Below are 17,983 nucleotides of genomic sequence, written 5' to 3' on the forward strand. Positions count from 1 at the left end.
ATGACCTCGGCCACCTTCCTGTTGCCCGCGGCCGCACGCTTCGGTGCGCAGCGCTGGCAGCAGGACGTGTCGCGCACGCTGGGGCGCGCGGATGTCGCGTCAGTGGCATCCGGTCGTCGCGCGCAGCTGGCAAGACAGATCGAACTGCCAGGCGGCACCTGGCCGCTCGCGGCCCTGTCGCGCCAGGTCGACGTGGGCGATGCCGACACCCCGGACAGCGCCTGGCTGCGCGCCGATCCGGCGTGGCTGCGGCCCGATATCAACGGCGTGCGGCTGATGGCGCACGGCGACACGCTCGGCCTGACACGCGAAGACTGCGATGCGTTGCTGCCGGCGCTGCAGCCGGTGTTCGGCGATGCCGGCTTCGCCCTCGACGCGCCCGATCCGGCGCGCTGGTATCTGCGCGTGCCGCGCGCGAGTCCCGTGCCCGAGTTCCTGGACCCGTCCGAGGCGCTGGGCACCGATCTCGCCGATCATGATGACGACAGTGCCGCGGCGCGTCGTTGGCGTGCGCTGGCGACCGAGGCGCAGATCATCCTGCACAACCATCCCTGGAACGCACGCCGCGTTGCGGCGGGCAAGACGCCGGTCAATGCACTGTGGTTCTGGGGTAGCGGCCCGCTGCCCGATGCGCGCGTGCACACGCGGAGCGCGCATGCGCAGGTGCACACCGACGATCCCACCTTGCGTGCATTGGCCGCGAGCGCGACGAAGGCTGCGCCGTTGCCGCAGGCCTTCTCCGCGCCGGGCGCCGCGATGCTGTTCGATCTGGTCGGTGATCGTGACCTGCGCCGGTTGCAGACCGATTGGCTGCAGCCCGCGCTCGCCGCATTGGCCCGCGGCCAATTGCGCACGCTGCACATCGATGACGAGGACGGGAACGTGCTGACGCTGCGTCGCTGGCATCGTCTGCGCGTCTGGCGTCGCCCGCGCATCGCATCGCCGGCGGCGACACTATGAGCGCGCAGGCGCCAAGGATCCGCCGACGCGAGGCCGCAGTCGGCGAGGGCTGGCCGGCGACCGTGCCGTCGCTGCTGCGGCGGATCTACGCTGCGCGTGGCGCGCACGATCTCGATGCTGCGCAGCCGAAACTCGCCGGTCTGCTGCCGCCCGATGCGCTGTCGAACATCGACGCCGCGACAGAACTGCTTGCCGAAGCCATCGCCAGCGGCGAACGCATCCTTGTCGTCGGCGATTTCGACTGTGACGGCGCGACGGCCTGCGCAGTCGCCGTGCGCGGGCTGCGCATGCTCGGGGCGCGCGACATCGTGCATGCGGTGCCCAACCGCATCACGCACGGCTACGGCCTGTCGCCGGCGCTGGTCGAATCGCTCGTGCCAGTGGCCCCGTCGCTGCTGGTGACCGTCGATCACGGGATCGCCTGCCATGCCGGCATCCGCGCGGCGAAAGCGCTGGGCTGGCGCGTGCTGGTGACCGATCATCATCTGCCGGGCACCGAGCTTCCGCCGGCCGATGCGATCGTCAACCCGAACCTGCCGGGCGACACCTTCCCGAGCAAGATGCTGGCCGGCGTCGGCGTGATTTTCTATGTGCTGATGGCGCTGCGCGCGCGGCTGCGCGGGCAGGGGGATGCACGTGCCGCGGATGCGGATCTGGGCAGCCTGCTCGATCTTGTCGCGGTCGGCACTGTCGCCGATCTGGTAACGCTCGATGCGAACAACCGTGCGCTCGTCTCCGCGGGCCTGCGTCGCCTGCGCGCGCGTCGCGGCTGCGCCGGTCTCAACGCATTGATCGAGATCGCCGGCCGCGATGCCGCGCGCCTGACCGCCGCCGACATCGGCTTCGCGATCGGCCCGCGGATCAATGCCGCCGGCCGGCTCGAGGACATGGCCATCGGCATCGAATGCCTGCTCAGCGACGACGGCGCGCATGCGCGCGATCTCGCCGACACGCTGCACCAGATCAATGCCGAGCGCCGCGCGGTGCAGCAGTCGATGCTCGACGACGCGGAGGCAGCGGTGGCCGGGCACGCGCCGGTCGATCCGGCCAGCGCCGGCGTGTGCCTGTTCGACGCGCAGTGGCATCCGGGCGTCGTCGGCCTGGTCGCATCGAAGATGAAGGACGCGCTGCATCGCCCCGTGATCGCATTCGCGCCCGCCGAACCCGACAGCGACCAGTTGCGCGGCTCGGCGCGGTCGATTCCGGGCCTGCACATCCGCGATGTGCTCGCCGCGGTGGACGTTGCGCATCCCGGCCTGATCGAACGCTTCGGCGGTCACGCGATGGCGGCCGGACTCACCTTGCAGCGCAATTGCCTCGAAGCGTTCACCGAAGCGTTCCGTGCGACGGTCGAGCAGATGCTCGACCCCGCGTTGCTGCGCGCGGAGATCCTCACCGATGGTGCATTGCGCGGCGAGGAATTCGACATCGTGCATGCCGCGCATCTGCGCGATGCCGGGCCGTGGGGGCAGGGCTTTCCCGAGCCGCAGTTCGATGGCGAGTTCGCGGTCGTCGACTGGCGCGTGGTCGGCACCCGGCATCTGAAGCTGACGCTGCGGCTTGACGGACATCCGAAGCCGCTGTCGGCGATCCATTTCGGCGGTTGGCGCGAGATCGCCCCGGCGGCGCGTGAGCGCATCGTCTACCGGCTGGCACCGGACGACTACCGCGGCGGTGACGCGGTGCAACTGGTCATCGAACATCGGGAGCCGCTCGGCGCCTTCTGACGCCGCCGGCGTATGCGTGCGCAATTGTGAATGCGGGTGCAGAATAGGCCGCCGCGCAAGCGGATGCCCGCGGTCGTTGCCCCCGCAACGCCGCCCACTTCTGTACAGGGAGATGTTCTTGAAGACTGTCCATACCTTGGCCCTCGCCGTGGCGCTGGCCTTGGCACCGACCCTTGCCGCGCACGCAGCACCGGGCGATGCCTCCGAATCCGTGACCCTGGGCGCCGAGCGCCGGGGCGAGATCACCAGCCGGTCCAGTCTCAATCACCAGGACGGCTCGCGCAGCCAGCTCTACCGCGTCGATCTGCGCGAAGGGCAGGTGGCATCGTTCAAGCTCGAAGGCGCTCTGCGCGGCAAGCTCACGGCGTTCCTCGGCGGTGATCTGGTCGCGGCGTCGAATCCGAACAGGGAATCGGCCTCGCTGGTCGTGCGCGCCAAGCGCGCCGGCAGCTACACCATCGCCGTGAGCGGCGCAGATGCCAGCGCCTATGGTCCGTTCACGCTGCAGGCGACCGCGATCGAGGCCTACAACGGCGAGACGCTGCGCGTGGGCGCGGCGATCAGCGACTGGGCTGATGCCAAGCGCCAGCTGCCGCTGCAGATCGACGAGGCCGGCTTCTACACGATCGACATGATGTCCGACGATTTCGATTCGGTGCTCAAGCTCGACGGCCCGGGCGTGGCCCTGAGCAACGACGACGGCGGCGACGGCAGCAATGCGCGCATCAGCGCACGCCTCGCGCCGGGCACCTACACGCTGACGGCGGAAGGCTACGGCAGCGATCGCATCAACGGCATGTACCAGCTCCGCGTCGCCGCGCGTCCGCTGCCCGAAGGCGGCCTGCGGGAGGGCGGTGCACTGGATGTCGGCAGCACGGTGACCGGTCTGTACGACGGCAACGCGCATGCCTATACGTTCTCGCTGCCGGCGCGTCGCGTGGTGCGCATCGACATGCAGAGCGACGAGATCGACCCGGCGATGCACCTGACCGGCAACGGGATCGACAAGAGCGACGACGATGGCGGCGACGGGCTCAATTCGCGCATCTCGATGCTGCTCGAGCCGGGGGACTACACGCTTCGCGCAGACGCCGCCTCCGCAGGCGCCGGCCTCTACACGCTGGCGTTGGCTGCAGCGGAAGCGCCGGACAATGTCGGCGGCGGTGCGCTGGCGACGGGGCGACCGGTCGAGGCGACGCTGCTGCCCGGCATGACCGACCGTTGGACGTTCAGCGTGCGCAGTGCCGGCGAATATGTGATTGCGATGAATTCCGACGATGTCGACAGCTATCTGCGTCTGAGCCGCGACGGCCAGGAGGTGGCCACCGACGACGACGGCGGTAACGCGTTGAACGCGCGCATCGCACACCGGCTCGACTCGGGCAGCTATGTCGTCGAAGCCTCGTCTGTCGACGGCAGCGCCGGCGGCAGCTACCGCCTCTCGCTCGAACGTCGCTGAGGTCCAGCGACCTGCGCCGCGCAACGCGGCGCAGGTCTGTCGGCAGGCCGGTGCACCGGCCGACGCATCGACGCGATTAGGCCGGTGCGTGGTCCGGGGCGTGATCCGCCGCCACCTCGGCTTCGCCGGCGCCCCAATGGATCTGCGCCCGGCTGCTGCACGCAGCCGCGGCGCCCGATGCAATCGCGCCCTCCGGGTCGCGCAGGATTCCCACAATGGTCGCGTCCGTGGTGGCGTCGCCTCCCCACAGACCGGTCCACGCCGCACGCCCGCCGCGTTTGGACGCGTAGAGCGCGCGGTCGGCCAAGTCGACTGCATCCTGCCAGCCACCGCGGCTCGCCCCAACGCCCGGAAGAAACGGCCAGCAGGCGAATCCGAGCGAGATCGACAACGGCACTGCGCCCACCTCGTCGATCTCGAACGGTGCGTTGCCGATCGCGTTCCTGAGGCGCTCGGCGATCTCGGTGGCGGCCCGCAATTCGATGCCGGGGCAGGCGACTACAAATTCTTCTCCACCCCAGCGCGCCACCAGATCGCCTGGGCGGCAGCATTCGGCAAGCCGCGCGGCGATCTGCACCAGGATGGCGTCACCGGTGGCATGCCCATAGCGGTCGTTGCACTGCTTGAAGTGGTCGACATCGATCAGGAACACCGCGTTGCGCAGCGCAGGCCGCGCCGGGAGCGGGGTGGCGCCCAGGCGGCGCATCGCGGCGCCGCGGTTTTCAAGGCCGGTGAGTCCATCGGTCGAGCCGAGGTGATGCAGGCGCCGATTGACCCGACGCTGGTACCACCAGAACGCGAGCATGAGCACCGCCAGCACGATGGCGCAGATCAAGGCCGCATTGCGCAGCCAACGTGTGTGCATCAGGTTCAAGGCTTCGACCTGCCGCGCCTCACGCAACGCGACGATTTCGCGCTCGCGCACCTGGTCCAGCAGTTTCGCCTGCAACCCGGCCAGACTGTCGAGGTTCTGCGAGCGCAGGTTGCGCACCTCCGACCGCAGCAGGGTGTCCTGCACGTCCAGCGCTTCTTCAAACCTGCGGGCCGCGCGCAAGGCCGCGATCTTCGCCCGGACCGCATCGCTGTATTCCCGGCTCAGCCGTGTCGTGCCGACCAGCGCCATCGCATGTTCTGCATGCGCGCGCGCCACATCAGGCGCGCCGTCATCGAGCGCGAGGCGGGACATGCGCAAGCGGGTGATGGCGGCGCCCGACCGGTCACCGGACGCGGCCTGGAGGTCGACGATACGCTGCAGCTCGGCCATGGCGGACGCGGTTCCGCCCCCTGCGAGCCGGGCCTGCACGGCGACGCGCTCGGCGCGCGCCCGACGCACTGTGTAATCGTCGTCATCTCCCAACTGCGCAGCGGCGTCGAAGTGGATCAGGGCGTCGCGGTCCCGGCCGGCACGCAGGTGGTTCATGCCGCGGTTCAAGTGCAGCAGGAGCGTCTGCTTTTCGGGGAGATCCGAGCGGGAGATGATCTCGTCGGCCTGCTCGAAGAATTGCTCGGCGGCGTCGTAGGATTCGAGTTCTTCGCTGTAGATGCTGCCAACGTTGATCAGCATCACGGTCTGGGCGATGGCGGATTCGTCGAGTTGCGCCGCCTCGTACGCGCGGACGTAGAGATCCAGCGCGCGCGGGATCAAGCCGATGCTATGCAGGGTCGATCCGGCATTGGACAGCGCGCGTAGCAGGAACTCGGGCGGCATGGGATGCGCCAGCAGCAGTGATTCGACGCGATCGACCGACGCGCTCGCGCGCTCGCTGTCACCGAGCAACGCCGCGGCGCGGCCGAGGCAACTCTGCAGCTTGATCTCCTCGTCGTGCGCCATCGGTCCGCGCGCGAGTACCGCATCGGCAAGTTGCAGCGCGGCCGCCGGATCGCGCTGTCGCAGCTCGAAGCAGCGGTCGATGTCGGCAGCGGCCGACACCGTGGTCGGCGGCGTCAACGCCGAAACCGGTGCGACCCAGGCCAACGTCGCGGCCGCCAGAGCGGCGGCCAGGCAGAACATCCCTCTTGCGCGTGTGTTCATGTGGTCGCGTGGTCCTGCCAGGGTCCCCGATGGCAAGCAGCGAGTCTAACCAGATTCGCCATTCAGCAGACTCGGTGCGGCGCGCGGCATGGCCGGGGACTTGTTAGAATCCCCGGTTTTCCGCGGTTCCCAATCCCATGCTTGAACTCAATCCTGTTCGCCAGCGCATCGTCGACCTTCGCGGTCGGCTGGATGCGCTCAGGGGGTTTCTTTGACTACGACGCCCGTCGCGAGCGTCTGGAAGAAGTCGAGCGCGAGCTCGAAGACCCGACCATCTGGAACGACCCCGAGCGCGCGCAGGCGCTGGGACGTGAGCGCTCGACGCTCGACAAGACCGTCAACGGCATTCGCAATCTGACCGAAGGTCTGGAAGGCGCGAACGAACTGCTGGAACTGGCCGAGTCCGAACAGGACGAGGACACCGCGCAGGCGGTCGTCGACGACGTCGAGGGGTTCGCCGCCGAGGTCGACAAGCTCGAATTCCAGCGCATGTTCTCCGGTGAGTTCGACTCGGCAAACTGCTTTGTCGACATCCAGGCCGGCGCCGGTGGCACCGAGGCCCAGGACTGGGCCGAGATGATGCTGCGCATGTATCTGCGCTGGGCCGAGAACCGCGGCTGGAAGACCGAACTGATGGAAGTGTCAGGTGGCGAAGTCGCGGGCATCAAGTCGGCGACGGTGCGTGTCGAAGGCGAGTTCGCCTACGGTTGGCTGAAGACCGAGATCGGCGTGCATCGTCTGGTGCGCAAGTCGCCGTTCGATTCCGACAACCGCCGGCATACCAGCTTCACTTCGGTGTTCGTCTCCCCGGAAGTCGACGACAACATCGAGATCGACATCAATCCGGCCGACCTGCGCACCGACGTGTATCGCTCCTCCGGCGCTGGCGGTCAGCACGTCAACAAGACCGAATCGGCGGTGCGTATCACCCACATCCCGACCAATACCGTCGTCGCCTGCCAGAACGGCCGCAGCCAGCACCAGAACCGCGACACCGCGATGAAGATGCTGGCCGCCAAGCTCTACGAGCTGGAAGTGCAGAAGCGCAACGTCGAGAAGGACGCGCTGGAAGCGACCAAATCCGACATCGGCTGGGGCAGCCAGATCCGCAACTATGTGCTCGACCAGAGCCGCATCAAGGATCTGCGCACGGGCGTGGAGCGCAGCGATACGCAGAAGGTGCTCGACGGCGATCTCGACGAGTTCGTCGAAGCGAGCCTGAAATCGGGTCTGGCGGCGGGTTCCAAACGTACCGACGCCGTCTGATCGACCCCTCCTGCCGACGCGCCGCGTCGGCACAGCGCGACCGGCACGCCGGTCGCGCGTGATTCCTCTTCGCACACATACGAACCGCACCCATGACCGACGCCCCCGCACCGCAGACGCCCGCCGACGAGAACGCCCTGATCGCCGAGCGCCGCGCCAAACTGACCGCGCTGCGCGGGCAGGGTGTGGCGTTCCCGAACGACTTCCGTCGTCGCGACGAGGCCGGCGCGCTGCAGGCCTCGCACGGCGATGCCGAGCGCTGGACCGGTGAGGCGCTGGAAGCGGAGGGTGTGCAGGTCGCCGTGGCCGGCCGTCTGATGGCCAAGCGGATCATGGGCAAGGCCGCGTTCGCGACGGTCCAGGACGTCAGCGGCCGCATCCAGCTGTTCCTGCAGTCGGCGACCCTCGGCGAACGCTATGACGCGTTCAAGGGCTGGGATGTCGGCGACATCGTTGCGGCCGAAGGCACGCTGATGCGGACCAAGACCGGCGAGCTGTCAGTCAAGGCATCGTCGCTGCGCCTGCTGACCAAGTCGCTGCGCCCGCTGCCGGACAAGTGGCACGGCCTGAGCGACGTGGAGCAGCGCTATCGCCAGCGCTATGTCGATTTGATCGTCTCGCCCGACGCACGCGCGGTCTTCGTCAAGCGTTCGCGGATCATCTCCGCGATCCGCCAGTGGCTCGACGCCCGCGACTTCCTCGAAGTCGAAACGCCGATGATGCATTACATCGCCGGCGGCGCCGCGGCCAAGCCGTTTGCCACGCACCACAACGCGCTTGATCTCGATCTGTTCCTGCGCGTTGCGCCCGAGCTCTACCTCAAGCGCCTCGTCGTCGGCGGCTTCGAGCGTGTCTACGAGATCAACCGCAACTTCCGCAACGAGGGCGTGTCGACCCGGCACAACCCCGAGTTCACGATGCTCGAACTCTACGAGGCCTACGTGGCCTATGAAGAGGTCATGGATCTCACCGAAGCGCTGATCCGCGATGTCGCGACGCAGGCCGTCGGCACCACGGCGCTGGAATGGGACGGCAACGCGATCGACGTCGGCCCCGCATTCCGCCGCTGGAAGCTCGAAGAAGCGGTGCGTGAACTCAATCCCGAGGTCAGCGTCGCCGACTGCCGTGACCGCGACGCGCTGGCCGCGCATTGTGCGCGTCTGGGCGTGCACGTGAAGGCCGGCTACGGCTGGGGCAAGCTGCTGCTGGAGATCTTCGAAAAAACCGTCGAGACCGGTCTGATCCAGCCGACCTTCATCACCCATTATCCGGTCGAGGTCTCGCCGCTGGCGCGCGAGTCCGACAGCGAGGCGGGCATCACCGACCGCTTCGAGCTGTTCATCGGCGGCAAGGAGATCGCCAACGGCTTCTCCGAGCTCAACGATCCCGAGGACCAGGCCGCGCGTTTCCGCGCCCAGGTCGACGCGCGCGACAGCGGCGACGACGAGGCGATGCACTACGACGCCGACTACATCCGCGCGCTCGAAGTCGGCCTGCCGCCGACCGGTGGCCTGGGCATCGGCATTGATCGCCTGGTCATGCTGTTGACCGGCTCCTCGTCGATCCGCGACGTCCTGCTGTTCCCATACATGCGGCCGCAGACCGACGCCTGAGGTCAATTGCTGCCGTTCGACGGCGCCCGCATTTACGGCTCCGATATCAGATGCGGCTCCGTTGGCGTGTAGGAATTTTCCGAATGCTGGCGCGGGACTTGCTTCCAATGGAGATCGCCCGCGATGATGCGGATCAGGGAAGCCTAAAGGGAGGCCAGCCGCATGAACATCGTCATCGTTGACGATCAGACGTCCGCCAGGACGATGCTGCGCCACATCCTCGAGGACATCAGTCCCGAGCTCGAAGTCTTCGACTTCGGCGATCCGGAAAACGCACTGCGCTGGTGCGACGATCACCGTCCCGACCTGCTGCTGCTCGACTATCGCATGCCGGTCGTCGACGGCCTCGAATTCGCGCGCCGGTTCCGGCGCCCGCTGATGCACCGCGACGTGCCGATCGTGCTGGTCACCGTGGTCGGTGACGAACCGATCCGCCAGGCCGCATTGGAAGCAGGTGTCATCGATTTCCTGGTCAAGCCGGTGCGTCCGCGCGAGTTGCGCGCGCGTTGTCGCAATCTGCTGCAGCTGCGCCAGCAGTCCGAGTCGGTCAAGCAGCGGGCGTTGTCGCTGGAGCAGCGATTGCTCAAGAGCATGCACGAGGTCGAAGAGCGCGAACGCGAGACCCTGACCCGGCTGGCGCGTGCGATCGCGTATCGCGACGCCAGCACCAGCGCCAATCTTGAACGCGTCGCCGCAGTGGCCGGCATGGTCGCCGAGGCGATGGGCCTGTTCGAGGACGAGGTGCGGATGATCGAACTCGCCGCGCCTTTGCACGACATCGGCAAGATCGCGATTCCCGACGCCATCCTGATGAAGCCGGGCCCGCTGACGGCCGAAGAGACCGCAGAGATGCGCCAGCATCCGCAGATCGGCTACGAACTGCTGAGCAACAGCCAGAACCGTTTCATCCAGCTCAGTGCGCTGATCGCGCTGCGCCACCAGGAACGTTACGACGGCAGCGGCTACCCGGACGGTCTGGTCGGTGAGGAAATCCCGCTCGAGGCGCGCATCGTGGCGATCGCCGATGTGTTCGATGCGCTGATGTCCAAACGCCCGTACAAGCGCGCCTGGTCGATCGAGGAGGCGCTGGCCTACATCGGCGAAAACAGCGGGCGCCATTTCGATCCGCGCTGCGTCGAGGCCATGCTCTCCAACGTGCCGCGCCTGCAGCACATCTCCGCCCAGTTCGGCGGACGGCCCGTCGGGCCCTTGCAGTAAGTCGGCTGCGATGAACGCCGCCTTCGGCTGGCTGCGCGCGCGTCTGTCTGCTCGTCAGGACAGCGAGCACGGCCAGGCCACCGTGCGGCTGGTGATGCTGGTCGTCATCTACGCCTACCTGCAGTTGTTCGTCGCCGGCAAGCCCGAAGTTGCGCGCGAACTGTTGCTGTCGGAGGCGTATCTCGCCATCGAGTACGCGGTCGCGCTGGGCATCTTCGTCTGGCTGTTATGGCGCCCGGGCGTATCGCACCCGCGGCGCGTGCTGGGCATGGTGGCCGATTACAGCCTGATGGGTGTGGGCCTGTTCCTGCTCGGCGATCTGCTGGCCTGGCTGTACGTGGTGATCATGTGGGTCACCGTCGGGAACGGCCTGCGCTTCGGTCCACGTTATCTCTATGCCGCAATCGGGTTCGCCGTGGTGACATTCGGCACCGCGGTCGCTCTCACCCCTTACTGGCAGCAGAATCTATCGCTCGCGCTCGGCCTGCTGGTGGGCCTCGTCGCGGTGCCGCTGTATCTGAGCTCGCTGCTGCGTGCGCTTACCGAGGCCACGCGTGCGGCCAAGGCCGCCAGCGAAGCGAAAAGTCGTTTTCTGGCCAATATGAGCCATGAATTCCGCACGCCGCTCAACGGCATCATCGGTATGTCGGACCTGCTGGTCACCACACCGTTGACCGCCGAGCAGCGCGACAGCGCGCACGTGATCCAGACGTCGGCGAAGGCGCTGCAGGTACTGGTCGACGACGTGCTCGACATCTTCAAGATCGAGGCCGGCAAGTTCCGCAGCAGCCATGCCGATTTCTCGCTGCCTGAACTGGTGCGCGGCATCCAGGTGATGCTGATGCCGAGCGCGCATGCCAAGGGCCTGCAGTTCGAGGCGAAGGTCGCCGATGGTGTGCCGACATTGCTGCACGGCGACAGCAACCAGCTGCGCCAGGTGCTGGTGAATCTGCTGTCGAACGCGATCAAGTTCACCGACCAAGGCAAGGTGACGCTGTCGATTGAGGCAGTCCCAGGCGAACAGGTCCCGTCCCGCGTGCAACTGCGCTTCTCGGTGCACGACACCGGCATCGGCATGCCGGCGGAAGCGCTGGCCGGCATCTTCGATGCGTTCGAGCAGGTCGATACGGGGCTCGGCCGCCGCTTCGGCGGCACCGGTTTGGGCACGACGATCGCCAAGGGCCTCACCGAGCAGATGGGCGGGCAGATCCATGTCGAAAGCCGACTGGGCGAGGGCTCGCATTTCTGGATCGAGATTCCGCTCGGCGTGGTCGAACGTGACGATGCAGCGCCGGGCCTGGTCAGCAACGTCATTCCGTTTGACGACCCGTTCGTGCGCCACCGCGCGCGCGTCGAGCCGATGCGCATTCTCGTCGCCGACGACCAGCCGGCGAACCGCATGGTGCTGAGACGTCTGCTCGAAAAGGCAGGGCACCGTCCGCACGTCGTCGACGACGGCGATGAGGTGTTGATGGCGCTCGAGGCCCAGACCTTCGATGCGGTGATCACCGACCTGCACATGCCTGGCGCCGATGGCCTGGACATCATTCGACAGACGCGTTTCATGGAGGCGGGCAGCGGGCGCCGTACGCCGTTCATCGTACTGACGGCGGATGCCACCGCCGAAGCGCGCGAGGCCTGCGTGCGCGCCGGCGCGATGGCCTATCTGACCAAACCGATCGTCATCGAGCGGATGCTCGAAAAGCTCGCCGAGATCGCCCTGGGTGGCGCGGCTCCATCTGTGGCGCCTGTGGTGCCGGCGGCGCCAACGCCTGTCGGTCGCGGCGGCAGTGGCGATGGCAGTGTGATTTCCCAGCTCATCCTCGACGAACTGCGCGAGATGGGGCTGGGCGAACAGTTCGTGCAGCGCTTCCTCGGCGAGTGCAGCCGCGATGCGCGCAAATGCCTCGTCGATTTCGAGGAGGCAGCGCGCGTCGCCAACTGGGATGGCGCTCGCGACGCCTGCCATGCGCTCAAGGGCGCGGCAGGCAACATGGGGGCGGTGCGGGTGGCCGACACCGCATCGATCGGCATGGGCATGCGGTCCGAACAGCTGCTCAAAGAGTGGAAAGGTCTGCTGCAGACGCTCGTTCAGCAGCTCGACCAGGCCCTCGTGGCATTGCGCGACCGTGGCGATCTGCCGCGTGCCGGCAGGCCCGGGTCCGAGAAAGCCTGACCCGGGCGTTGCGCCCGGCGATCAGCCGACGTCGGCCGCCTTGTCCTCGATCACTGCTTCGGGCCGGCGCAGCTGCGCGCGCACCAGACGTTCCATCGTGCGCAGCTGACGCTCGCCCAGCTGCAGCGCCGTGTCCACCCAGATGTGGGTGATGCGCATCAGCTCCTCGTGCGTCACCGGGTGTGCGCCTTCGCGGACCTCGTGCAGGGCCAGCCGCGCCGCCGCAATGCGGCGGTTCTGACGGATCACCTCGTGCACCGCGCGCGTGCCTTCCCCCTTCGGTACCAACACATCGACGATACCCATCGCGTGGAGTTCGTCGCTGCTGTACATCACGCCGTTGAGCATCATCTGTTCCGCGACTCTGGAGCTGACCTTCTGCGCCAGCAGCGAGTAGGCACCCATGCCGGGGAACAGGCCGAACAGCACTTCAGGAAAGCCCATCTGCACACCGCGCTCGGCGACGATGGTCTGGCAGGCGAGGGCGAGTTCGAAGCCGCCGCCGAGTGCGTCGCCCTCGACCAGCGCCACGGTGTGAGCATTGCGGTGCAGGCGCGTGTGCAGCAGATGGATGTTGTCCACGCACTCGGTCGCGTACCGCAGCAGGCCATCGCGGTTGCGGTCGCGGATCAACGAAGCAAACAGCTTGAGGTCGCCGCCGAGGTTGAACACGTGGCTATCGGCGCCGAGCACGATGTGCGAAACATGCCCCGGCTCTGCCTCGGCGCGGCTTGAGATCCGGTCGATCGTCTGCTGTGCGAACAAGCGCAGTTCGCGCAGCAGCGCGGGGGAAAAACAGGCCCGATAGGTGGGATCGGAGAACGCCTGCTGCGCATGCATGAAGCACCAATGGGAGTCATTGGAAGCGTCATGTTCGATACGAATGGTGGACAGTGCAGCGGTTGCGTCACCGTGCAGCAGCTCGACGTTGTGCATTGAAGATCCCCTGGAGCGGACTTCCTGCCGGTCGGGCGCCCGACAGGCGTCCCGATGAAAAAGATTTCGCCCGATGCGGGCTTCTATGCGCGCATCGGGCGAAAAGGGCAAGGATTTCAACGGCATAAACGCTGAATGCCAAATCGGTCACTCTGATTTGGGAACTACGTCACATTTTTGGTGCTTCGTCCCTTAGTTCGCGGCGCAGGATCTTGCCTACATTGGTCTTGGGCAACTCGGTGCGGAACTCGACGATACGAGGATGCTTGTAGCCGGTCAGATGTTCGCGGGCGTGCGCCTTGACCTGCTCGGCAGTGAGCGACGGATCCTTGCGGACGATCACGACCTTCACCGCTTCCCCTGACTTGTCGTCGGGCACGCCGATCGCGGCGACTTCGAGTACGCCGGGCATCATCGCGATCACGTCTTCGATCTCGTTCGGATACACGTTGAAACCCGAGACCAGGATCATGTCCTTCTTGCGGTCGACGATGTAGAAGAACCCCTTGTCGTCCATCTTCGCCATGTCGCCGGTATGCAGCCAGCCGTCGGCATCGATCGCCTCGGCGGTGTCCCCGGGGCGCTGCCAGTAGCCCTTCATCACCTGCGGGCCGCGGATGCACAGTTCGCCCACTTCACCGGCTGGCAGCTGGGCGCCATCCTCGCCCTTGACGCAGGCCTCCGTCGAGGGGACCGGGAGACCGATCGCGCCGTTGTACTCGGCCAGATCCATGGGATTGATGCAGGCGGCAGGCGAGGTCTCGGTCAGGCCATAGGCCTCGACCAGCGTGACGCCGGTGGTCTGCTTCCAGCGTTCGGCGACCGAACGCTGCACCGCCATGCCGCCGCCGAGGGTGAGCCGCAGCGGACTGAAATCGATGTCGGAGAAGCCGGGCGTGTTGAGCAGGCCGTTGAACAGCGTGTTGACGCCGGTGATCGCGGTGAAGGGCTCGCGCTTGAGCTCCTTGACGAAGCCCGGCATGTCGCGCGGATTGGTAATCAGGATGTTCTTCGCGCCCAGACGCATGAAGACCAGTCCGTTCGCCGTCAACGCGAAGATGTGATACAGCGGCAGCGCCGTGATGATCGTTTCCTGGCCCTCTCGCGCCAGTGGTCCGATCCAGGCCGAAGCCTGCTGCATGTTCGCCACCAGGTTGCGATGGGTGAGCATCGCGCCCTTGGCGATGCCCGTCGTGCCTCCGGTGTACTGCAGGAACGCGATGTCCTCGTGCGTGATCGAAACCTTCGGCAGCTCGTGCTTGGCGCCGAGTGCGATCGCATCGCGGAACCGGACTGCGCCGCGGATCGCGTAGTCCGGCACCATTTTCTTGACGTGCTTGAGCACGAAATTGACGATCGCGCCCTTCGGAAAACCGAGCAGATCGCCCAGCCCCGTGGTGATGACCTGCTTGACCTGGGTGTCGGCCAGCACGTCCTGCACGGTCTTGCCGAAGTTGTCCATCACCAGCACCGCGGCAGCGCCGGAGTCGACCAGCTGATGACGCAACTCGCGCGGGGTGTACATCGGGTTGGTGTTCACCACCGTCAGTCCCGCACGCAGGATGCCGAAAGTCGCGATCGGATACTGCAGGCAGTTGGGCATCATGATCGCAACGCGATCACCCTTCTTGAGCTTGAGTTCGCCGAGCAGATAGCCGGCGAAATCGCGACTGCGCGCGTCCAGTTCGCCGTAGGTGATCGTCCGTCCCATGTTCGAGAACGCGGGACGATCGCGGAACTTCGCGATAGCCTCGTCGAGAACCGCTGGCACCGAGCTGTACTGCCCGGGATCGATTTCCGCAGGCACGCCTGCGGGATAGTTCGCCAGCCACGGGCGTTGATCGGTCATGCAATCCTCTCCCTGATTGAAGGCCGTCACTCGAACTGGTGATCGTGCCTGTGCAATTCGCTCGATTGGAGCATAGGCTCTAGGGGGAGGCAAGGCGCGATGCGGCGTAAATCGCGCAGGTTGCGCGCCGATCGGCACGCATTCGCTGGACGAAGCACGGGGATGGGAGCATGCGTATAACAAGCGTGGCAGCAGGATGGACGTGCCGCGGATTTGCGGTCGCACTGATGTGCGCGGTTGCTTTGGCCGGGTGCAGGCGTGAGGCGCCAGAGGACGCGATCCGTGCGCAGGTCGCCGCCCTGCAATCGGCCATCGAACAACGCAGCGCATCGGATGTCGCGGATGTACTCGATGAGGATTTCATCGGCCCGCAGAACATGGACCGACGCGGGGCTCGGCAGATGGCGGCGGCGATGATGCTGCGGCATCAGCGCATCGGTGTGCTGACCGGACCGGTCGATGTCGCGCTGCAGGGCGAGGATCGTGCCACGGTGCGCACGCGCGCCGCGCTGACCGGCGGCGAAGGCATTGCTTTGCTGCCCGACAGCGCGCAGGCATGGCGAATCGAAAGCGGCTGGCGGCTGCGCGACGGCGTCTGGCGCATCACCAGCCTGAAGTGGACGCCGATCCTGGAGTGACCTGCGGCGCCCGTGCTATGCCCTTATCACTCGAAGTCGTACTGCATGCCGGGGCTGGCGGCGGCCAGGAAGTTGCCCTGCACATAGTCGATGTCGGCGCCGAACAGGATCGACATGCTGGCCGCGTCCTGCACGAACTCGGCGATCGTCCGGATGCCGATCTGGCGCGCGCGCCCTGCGATTTCGCCGATACGCGCCTGGTTCTCGCTGTTGTTCGGCAGGTCGTCGGTGAAGCTGCGGTCGAGCTTGAGCAGATGCGGCTGCAGATGGCTCAGCAACTGGAAGGAATCGAGACCGACGCCGAACTGCTCGAGCGCGAAACGGCCGTCGAAACGTGCGATCCGCGCCGCGAAGGCCTGGGTCGCTTTGAGGTGGGTGAACACCTTGGCCTCGGGCAGCTGCAGCACCAGGTACTCGCCAGGCACCTGGTGCTCGGCCAGCTGTGCGCCGATGAAATCCGCGAACGCATCGCCGTCCAGCGAGGCCTGGCTGATCTTGACCAGCAGCGTTGTCGGATGGCCGGCGCGTAGACGCTGGCCGATCGCCGCGATCGCCCGCGCGGCGACATGGCGGTCGATCTCGCCGAGCATGTCATTGTCTTCGGCGATCTGCAGGAACGTGCCGGGCGCGATCAGTTCACCGTCGCCCCCATCGAGCCGCAGCAGGACGTCGTAAACCGCCGCATTGTCGCCCTGCAGATTGATGACCGGCTGGTAATGCAGCACGAAACCATCGTTGTCCAGCGCGCCGCGCAGGCGTGCCACCCAGGCCTGGATGCGTTCTTCCTCGATGCGATCGACCGCGCTGGGGTCGAACACTTCGCAGCGGTTGCCGCCGGTGCCCGACGCCGATTCCATCGCCTTGGTCGCGCGGGCCAGCACCTGGGCGACATTGGCGATCTTCTCGCCGACTTGCACCCCGCCGATGCTGACGGTGATCACGCTGGAGCGTTCGCCGACCTCGAAGACGTGGTCGGCAAAACCCGCGCGGAGGCGTTCGGCGGTCGCATTGGTCGCGTGGTAGTCGTGCCCGCGCAACAGGATCGCGAGCGTGTGGCCGGCGTAGCGGGCCACGGTTGCGTCGGCGTCGATCAGGGTCTGCAGATGCTCGGCCACCGCCGCCAGCAGGTCGTCGGCGTGATCGAGGCCGATGTCCGCCAGCAGATGCTGGTGATGGTCGGGCTCGAGCATCAGAAAGCCGTACTGGCCGTCCGACTGCGCCGCGTCATCGACGGCGTCTTCGATCGCGCGCAGGAAGGCCGGGCGGTTTAGCAGCCCGGTGACCTGGTCGCGGTTGCGCAGTTCTTCGAGTTCGAGCACGAGGTCGGCATCGAGTTCCTCCCGGCGACGGAACACCACCTGCAGGCAGGGCTCGCCTTCGTACTGCGCAGTGGTGAACTCCATCGAGGCCGGAAACGCATTGCCGCTGATATCGCGTGCTTCGATTTCGTGTCGCGGCGGGGGCGGCTCTCCCTTGCTCAGCGATTTCAGCAGTGCCTTGAACGATTCCACGTGCTGCGGCGCGACCATGTCGAGCAGCGAGATGCCTTCGACATCCTCGAAGCTGTCGTAGCCGAACATCTCCAGGTACGCGGCGTTCGCACGGATGTGCATGCCCTCGTGGATGTAGGCGATCGGGTCGCGTGAGGAATCGATCAGCGCATCGCAGCGACGCTCGGTCTCGCGCACGCGCGCTTCCAGGCGCCGCAAGCCACGCCGCGCGTCGCGATCGGCCCAGGCCTCGCGCACGCAGGCAAGCACCTGCTGCGGCGCATGGCGCAAGGCGACTGCGCGTGCACCGGACTGGATGGCATCGAGATAATCCGCTTCCACCAGGGTGTCGACCAGCGCGACCACTGGCAGATCCCGCCCGCTGTCGGCGACGCGCTGCATCACCTGGGCGAAGGGCAGCATCTGCGAGTTGCGCGCGGCGATGACCACATCAGGCGACTGGCTGCCGATGATGCGGCCCAGATCATCGTCGGATTCTGGCCGCAGCGGACGCACCGCGATGCCGGCATTGCGCAACCCACTGGCTAGCGCTTCGGCGTCCTCGACACGGTCGTCGACGATCAGAAGGCGCAGCGCGGTGTCGGCTCGTGTCGACATT

The 17,983-nt window shown here is 66.7% G+C and carries 12 protein-coding genes; 8 read left to right on the top strand and 4 right to left on the bottom strand.

Going from position 1 to position 17,983, the window contains the following annotated elements; all coding sequences use genetic code 11:
* From J2W68_RS05880 to J2W68_RS05890, 3 genes are all read left to right on the top strand, one after another.
* Positions 1-960, top strand: a complete 960-nt coding sequence (locus J2W68_RS05880; protein WP_310233581.1) for a phosphoglycerate mutase — start codon at positions 1-3, stop codon at positions 958-960.
* The gene (recJ, locus tag J2W68_RS05885; RefSeq protein ID WP_310233583.1) at positions 957-2,687 is read left to right on the top strand and encodes a single-stranded-DNA-specific exonuclease RecJ; all 1,731 of its coding nucleotides are present in this window, start codon (positions 957-959) and stop codon (positions 2,685-2,687) included. The genes J2W68_RS05880 and recJ overlap by 4 nt, the downstream gene beginning before the upstream one ends.
* A gap of 118 nt (positions 2,688-2,805) precedes the next feature.
* On the top strand, positions 2,806-4,146 hold the full coding sequence (locus J2W68_RS05890) for a hypothetical protein (protein ID WP_310233584.1): 1,341 nt from the start codon (positions 2,806-2,808) through the stop codon (positions 4,144-4,146).
* A gap of 76 nt (positions 4,147-4,222) precedes the next feature.
* Here J2W68_RS05890 and J2W68_RS05895 read toward each other — a convergent pair whose 3' ends face one another.
* Complete coding sequence (locus tag J2W68_RS05895; protein WP_310233585.1) at positions 4,223-5,854, bottom strand: diguanylate cyclase; 1,632 nt, start codon at positions 5,852-5,854, stop codon at positions 4,223-4,225.
* A gap of 461 nt (positions 5,855-6,315) precedes the next feature.
* On the opposite strand from J2W68_RS05895, the gene prfB reads away from it, so the two are divergent.
* The 4 genes from prfB to J2W68_RS05915 all read left to right on the top strand — a co-directional run bounded on the left by prfB (position 6,316) and on the right by J2W68_RS05915 (position 12,451).
* Positions 6,316-7,444, top strand: a protein-coding gene (gene prfB, locus J2W68_RS05900; protein WP_310233588.1) for a peptide chain release factor 2 whose coding sequence is annotated in 2 segments (ribosomal slippage) — positions 6,316-6,390 and positions 6,392-7,444 — 1,128 coding nt in all. Because the reading frame shifts where the segments join, the coding sequence is not laid out codon by codon here.
* A 92-nt stretch (positions 7,445-7,536) separates the two neighbouring features.
* A complete protein-coding gene (gene lysS, locus J2W68_RS05905; RefSeq protein ID WP_310233590.1) occupies positions 7,537-9,057 on the top strand; it encodes a lysine--tRNA ligase in 1,521 nt (506 codons plus the stop codon).
* A 162-nt stretch (positions 9,058-9,219) separates the two neighbouring features.
* A complete protein-coding gene (locus J2W68_RS05910) occupies positions 9,220-10,275 on the top strand; it encodes a two-component system response regulator (RefSeq protein ID WP_310233592.1) in 1,056 nt (351 codons plus the stop codon).
* 10 nt (positions 10,276-10,285) lie between these two features.
* On the top strand, positions 10,286-12,451 hold the full coding sequence (locus tag J2W68_RS05915) for an ATP-binding protein (protein ID WP_310233595.1): 2,166 nt from the start codon (positions 10,286-10,288) through the stop codon (positions 12,449-12,451).
* 21 nt (positions 12,452-12,472) lie between these two features.
* Here J2W68_RS05915 and J2W68_RS05920 read toward each other — a convergent pair whose 3' ends face one another.
* Together J2W68_RS05920 and J2W68_RS05925 are read right to left on the bottom strand one after the other, a co-directional pair.
* Entirely contained in the window at positions 12,473-13,387 is a 915-nt protein-coding gene (locus tag J2W68_RS05920; protein ID WP_310233597.1) for a crotonase/enoyl-CoA hydratase family protein, read from the bottom strand.
* Between the two features lie 169 nt (positions 13,388-13,556).
* On the bottom strand, positions 13,557-15,236 hold the full coding sequence (locus J2W68_RS05925; RefSeq protein WP_310233598.1) for a long-chain fatty acid--CoA ligase: 1,680 nt from the start codon (positions 15,234-15,236) through the stop codon (positions 13,557-13,559).
* Between the two features lie 227 nt (positions 15,237-15,463).
* Here J2W68_RS05925 and J2W68_RS05930 point away from each other — a divergent pair, with 227 nt between their 5' ends.
* Positions 15,464-15,874, top strand: a complete 411-nt coding sequence (locus J2W68_RS05930) for a nuclear transport factor 2 family protein (protein WP_310233600.1) — start codon at positions 15,464-15,466, stop codon at positions 15,872-15,874.
* A gap of 26 nt (positions 15,875-15,900) precedes the next feature.
* On the opposite strand, the gene J2W68_RS05935 is transcribed toward J2W68_RS05930, so the two are convergent.
* Positions 15,901-17,982: an EAL domain-containing response regulator gene (locus tag J2W68_RS05935; protein ID WP_310233602.1), complete on the bottom strand. Its 2,082-nt coding sequence runs from the start codon at positions 17,980-17,982 to the stop codon at positions 15,901-15,903.
* Between the last annotated feature and the right edge of the window lies 1 nt (position 17,983).

It is taken from the genome of Luteimonas terrae (genome assembly GCF_031457535.1).
GTDB classification, from domain to species: domain Bacteria; phylum Pseudomonadota; class Gammaproteobacteria; order Xanthomonadales; family Xanthomonadaceae; genus Luteimonas; species Luteimonas terrae_A.

Bases quoted from the DNA above. Each gene is read 5' to 3' on its own strand.
- J2W68_RS05880 (WP_310233581.1), top strand. From the start codon at position 1: ATGACCTCGGCCACCTTCCTGTTGCCCGCGGCCGCACGCTTCGGTGCG.
- recJ (WP_310233583.1), top strand. From the start codon at position 957: ATGAGCGCGCAGGCGCCAAGGATCCGCCGACGCGAGGCCGCAGTCGGC.
- J2W68_RS05895 (WP_310233585.1), bottom strand. From the start codon at position 5,854: ATGCCGCCCGAGTTCCTGCTACGCGCGCTGTCCAATGCCGGATCGACC.
- lysS (WP_310233590.1), top strand. From the start codon at position 7,537: ATGACCGACGCCCCCGCACCGCAGACGCCCGCCGACGAGAACGCCCTG.
- J2W68_RS05910 (WP_310233592.1), top strand. From the start codon at position 9,220: ATGAACATCGTCATCGTTGACGATCAGACGTCCGCCAGGACGATGCTG.
- J2W68_RS05915 (WP_310233595.1), top strand. From the start codon at position 10,286: ATGAACGCCGCCTTCGGCTGGCTGCGCGCGCGTCTGTCTGCTCGTCAG.
- J2W68_RS05920 (WP_310233597.1), bottom strand. From the start codon at position 13,387: ATGCACAACGTCGAGCTGCTGCACGGTGACGCAACCGCTGCACTGTCC.
- J2W68_RS05925 (WP_310233598.1), bottom strand. From the start codon at position 15,236: ATGACCGATCAACGCCCGTGGCTGGCGAACTATCCCGCAGGCGTGCCT.
- J2W68_RS05930 (WP_310233600.1), top strand. From the start codon at position 15,464: ATGTGCGCGGTTGCTTTGGCCGGGTGCAGGCGTGAGGCGCCAGAGGAC.
- J2W68_RS05935 (WP_310233602.1), bottom strand. From the start codon at position 17,982: ATGTCGACACGAGCCGACACCGCGCTGCGCCTTCTGATCGTCGACGAC.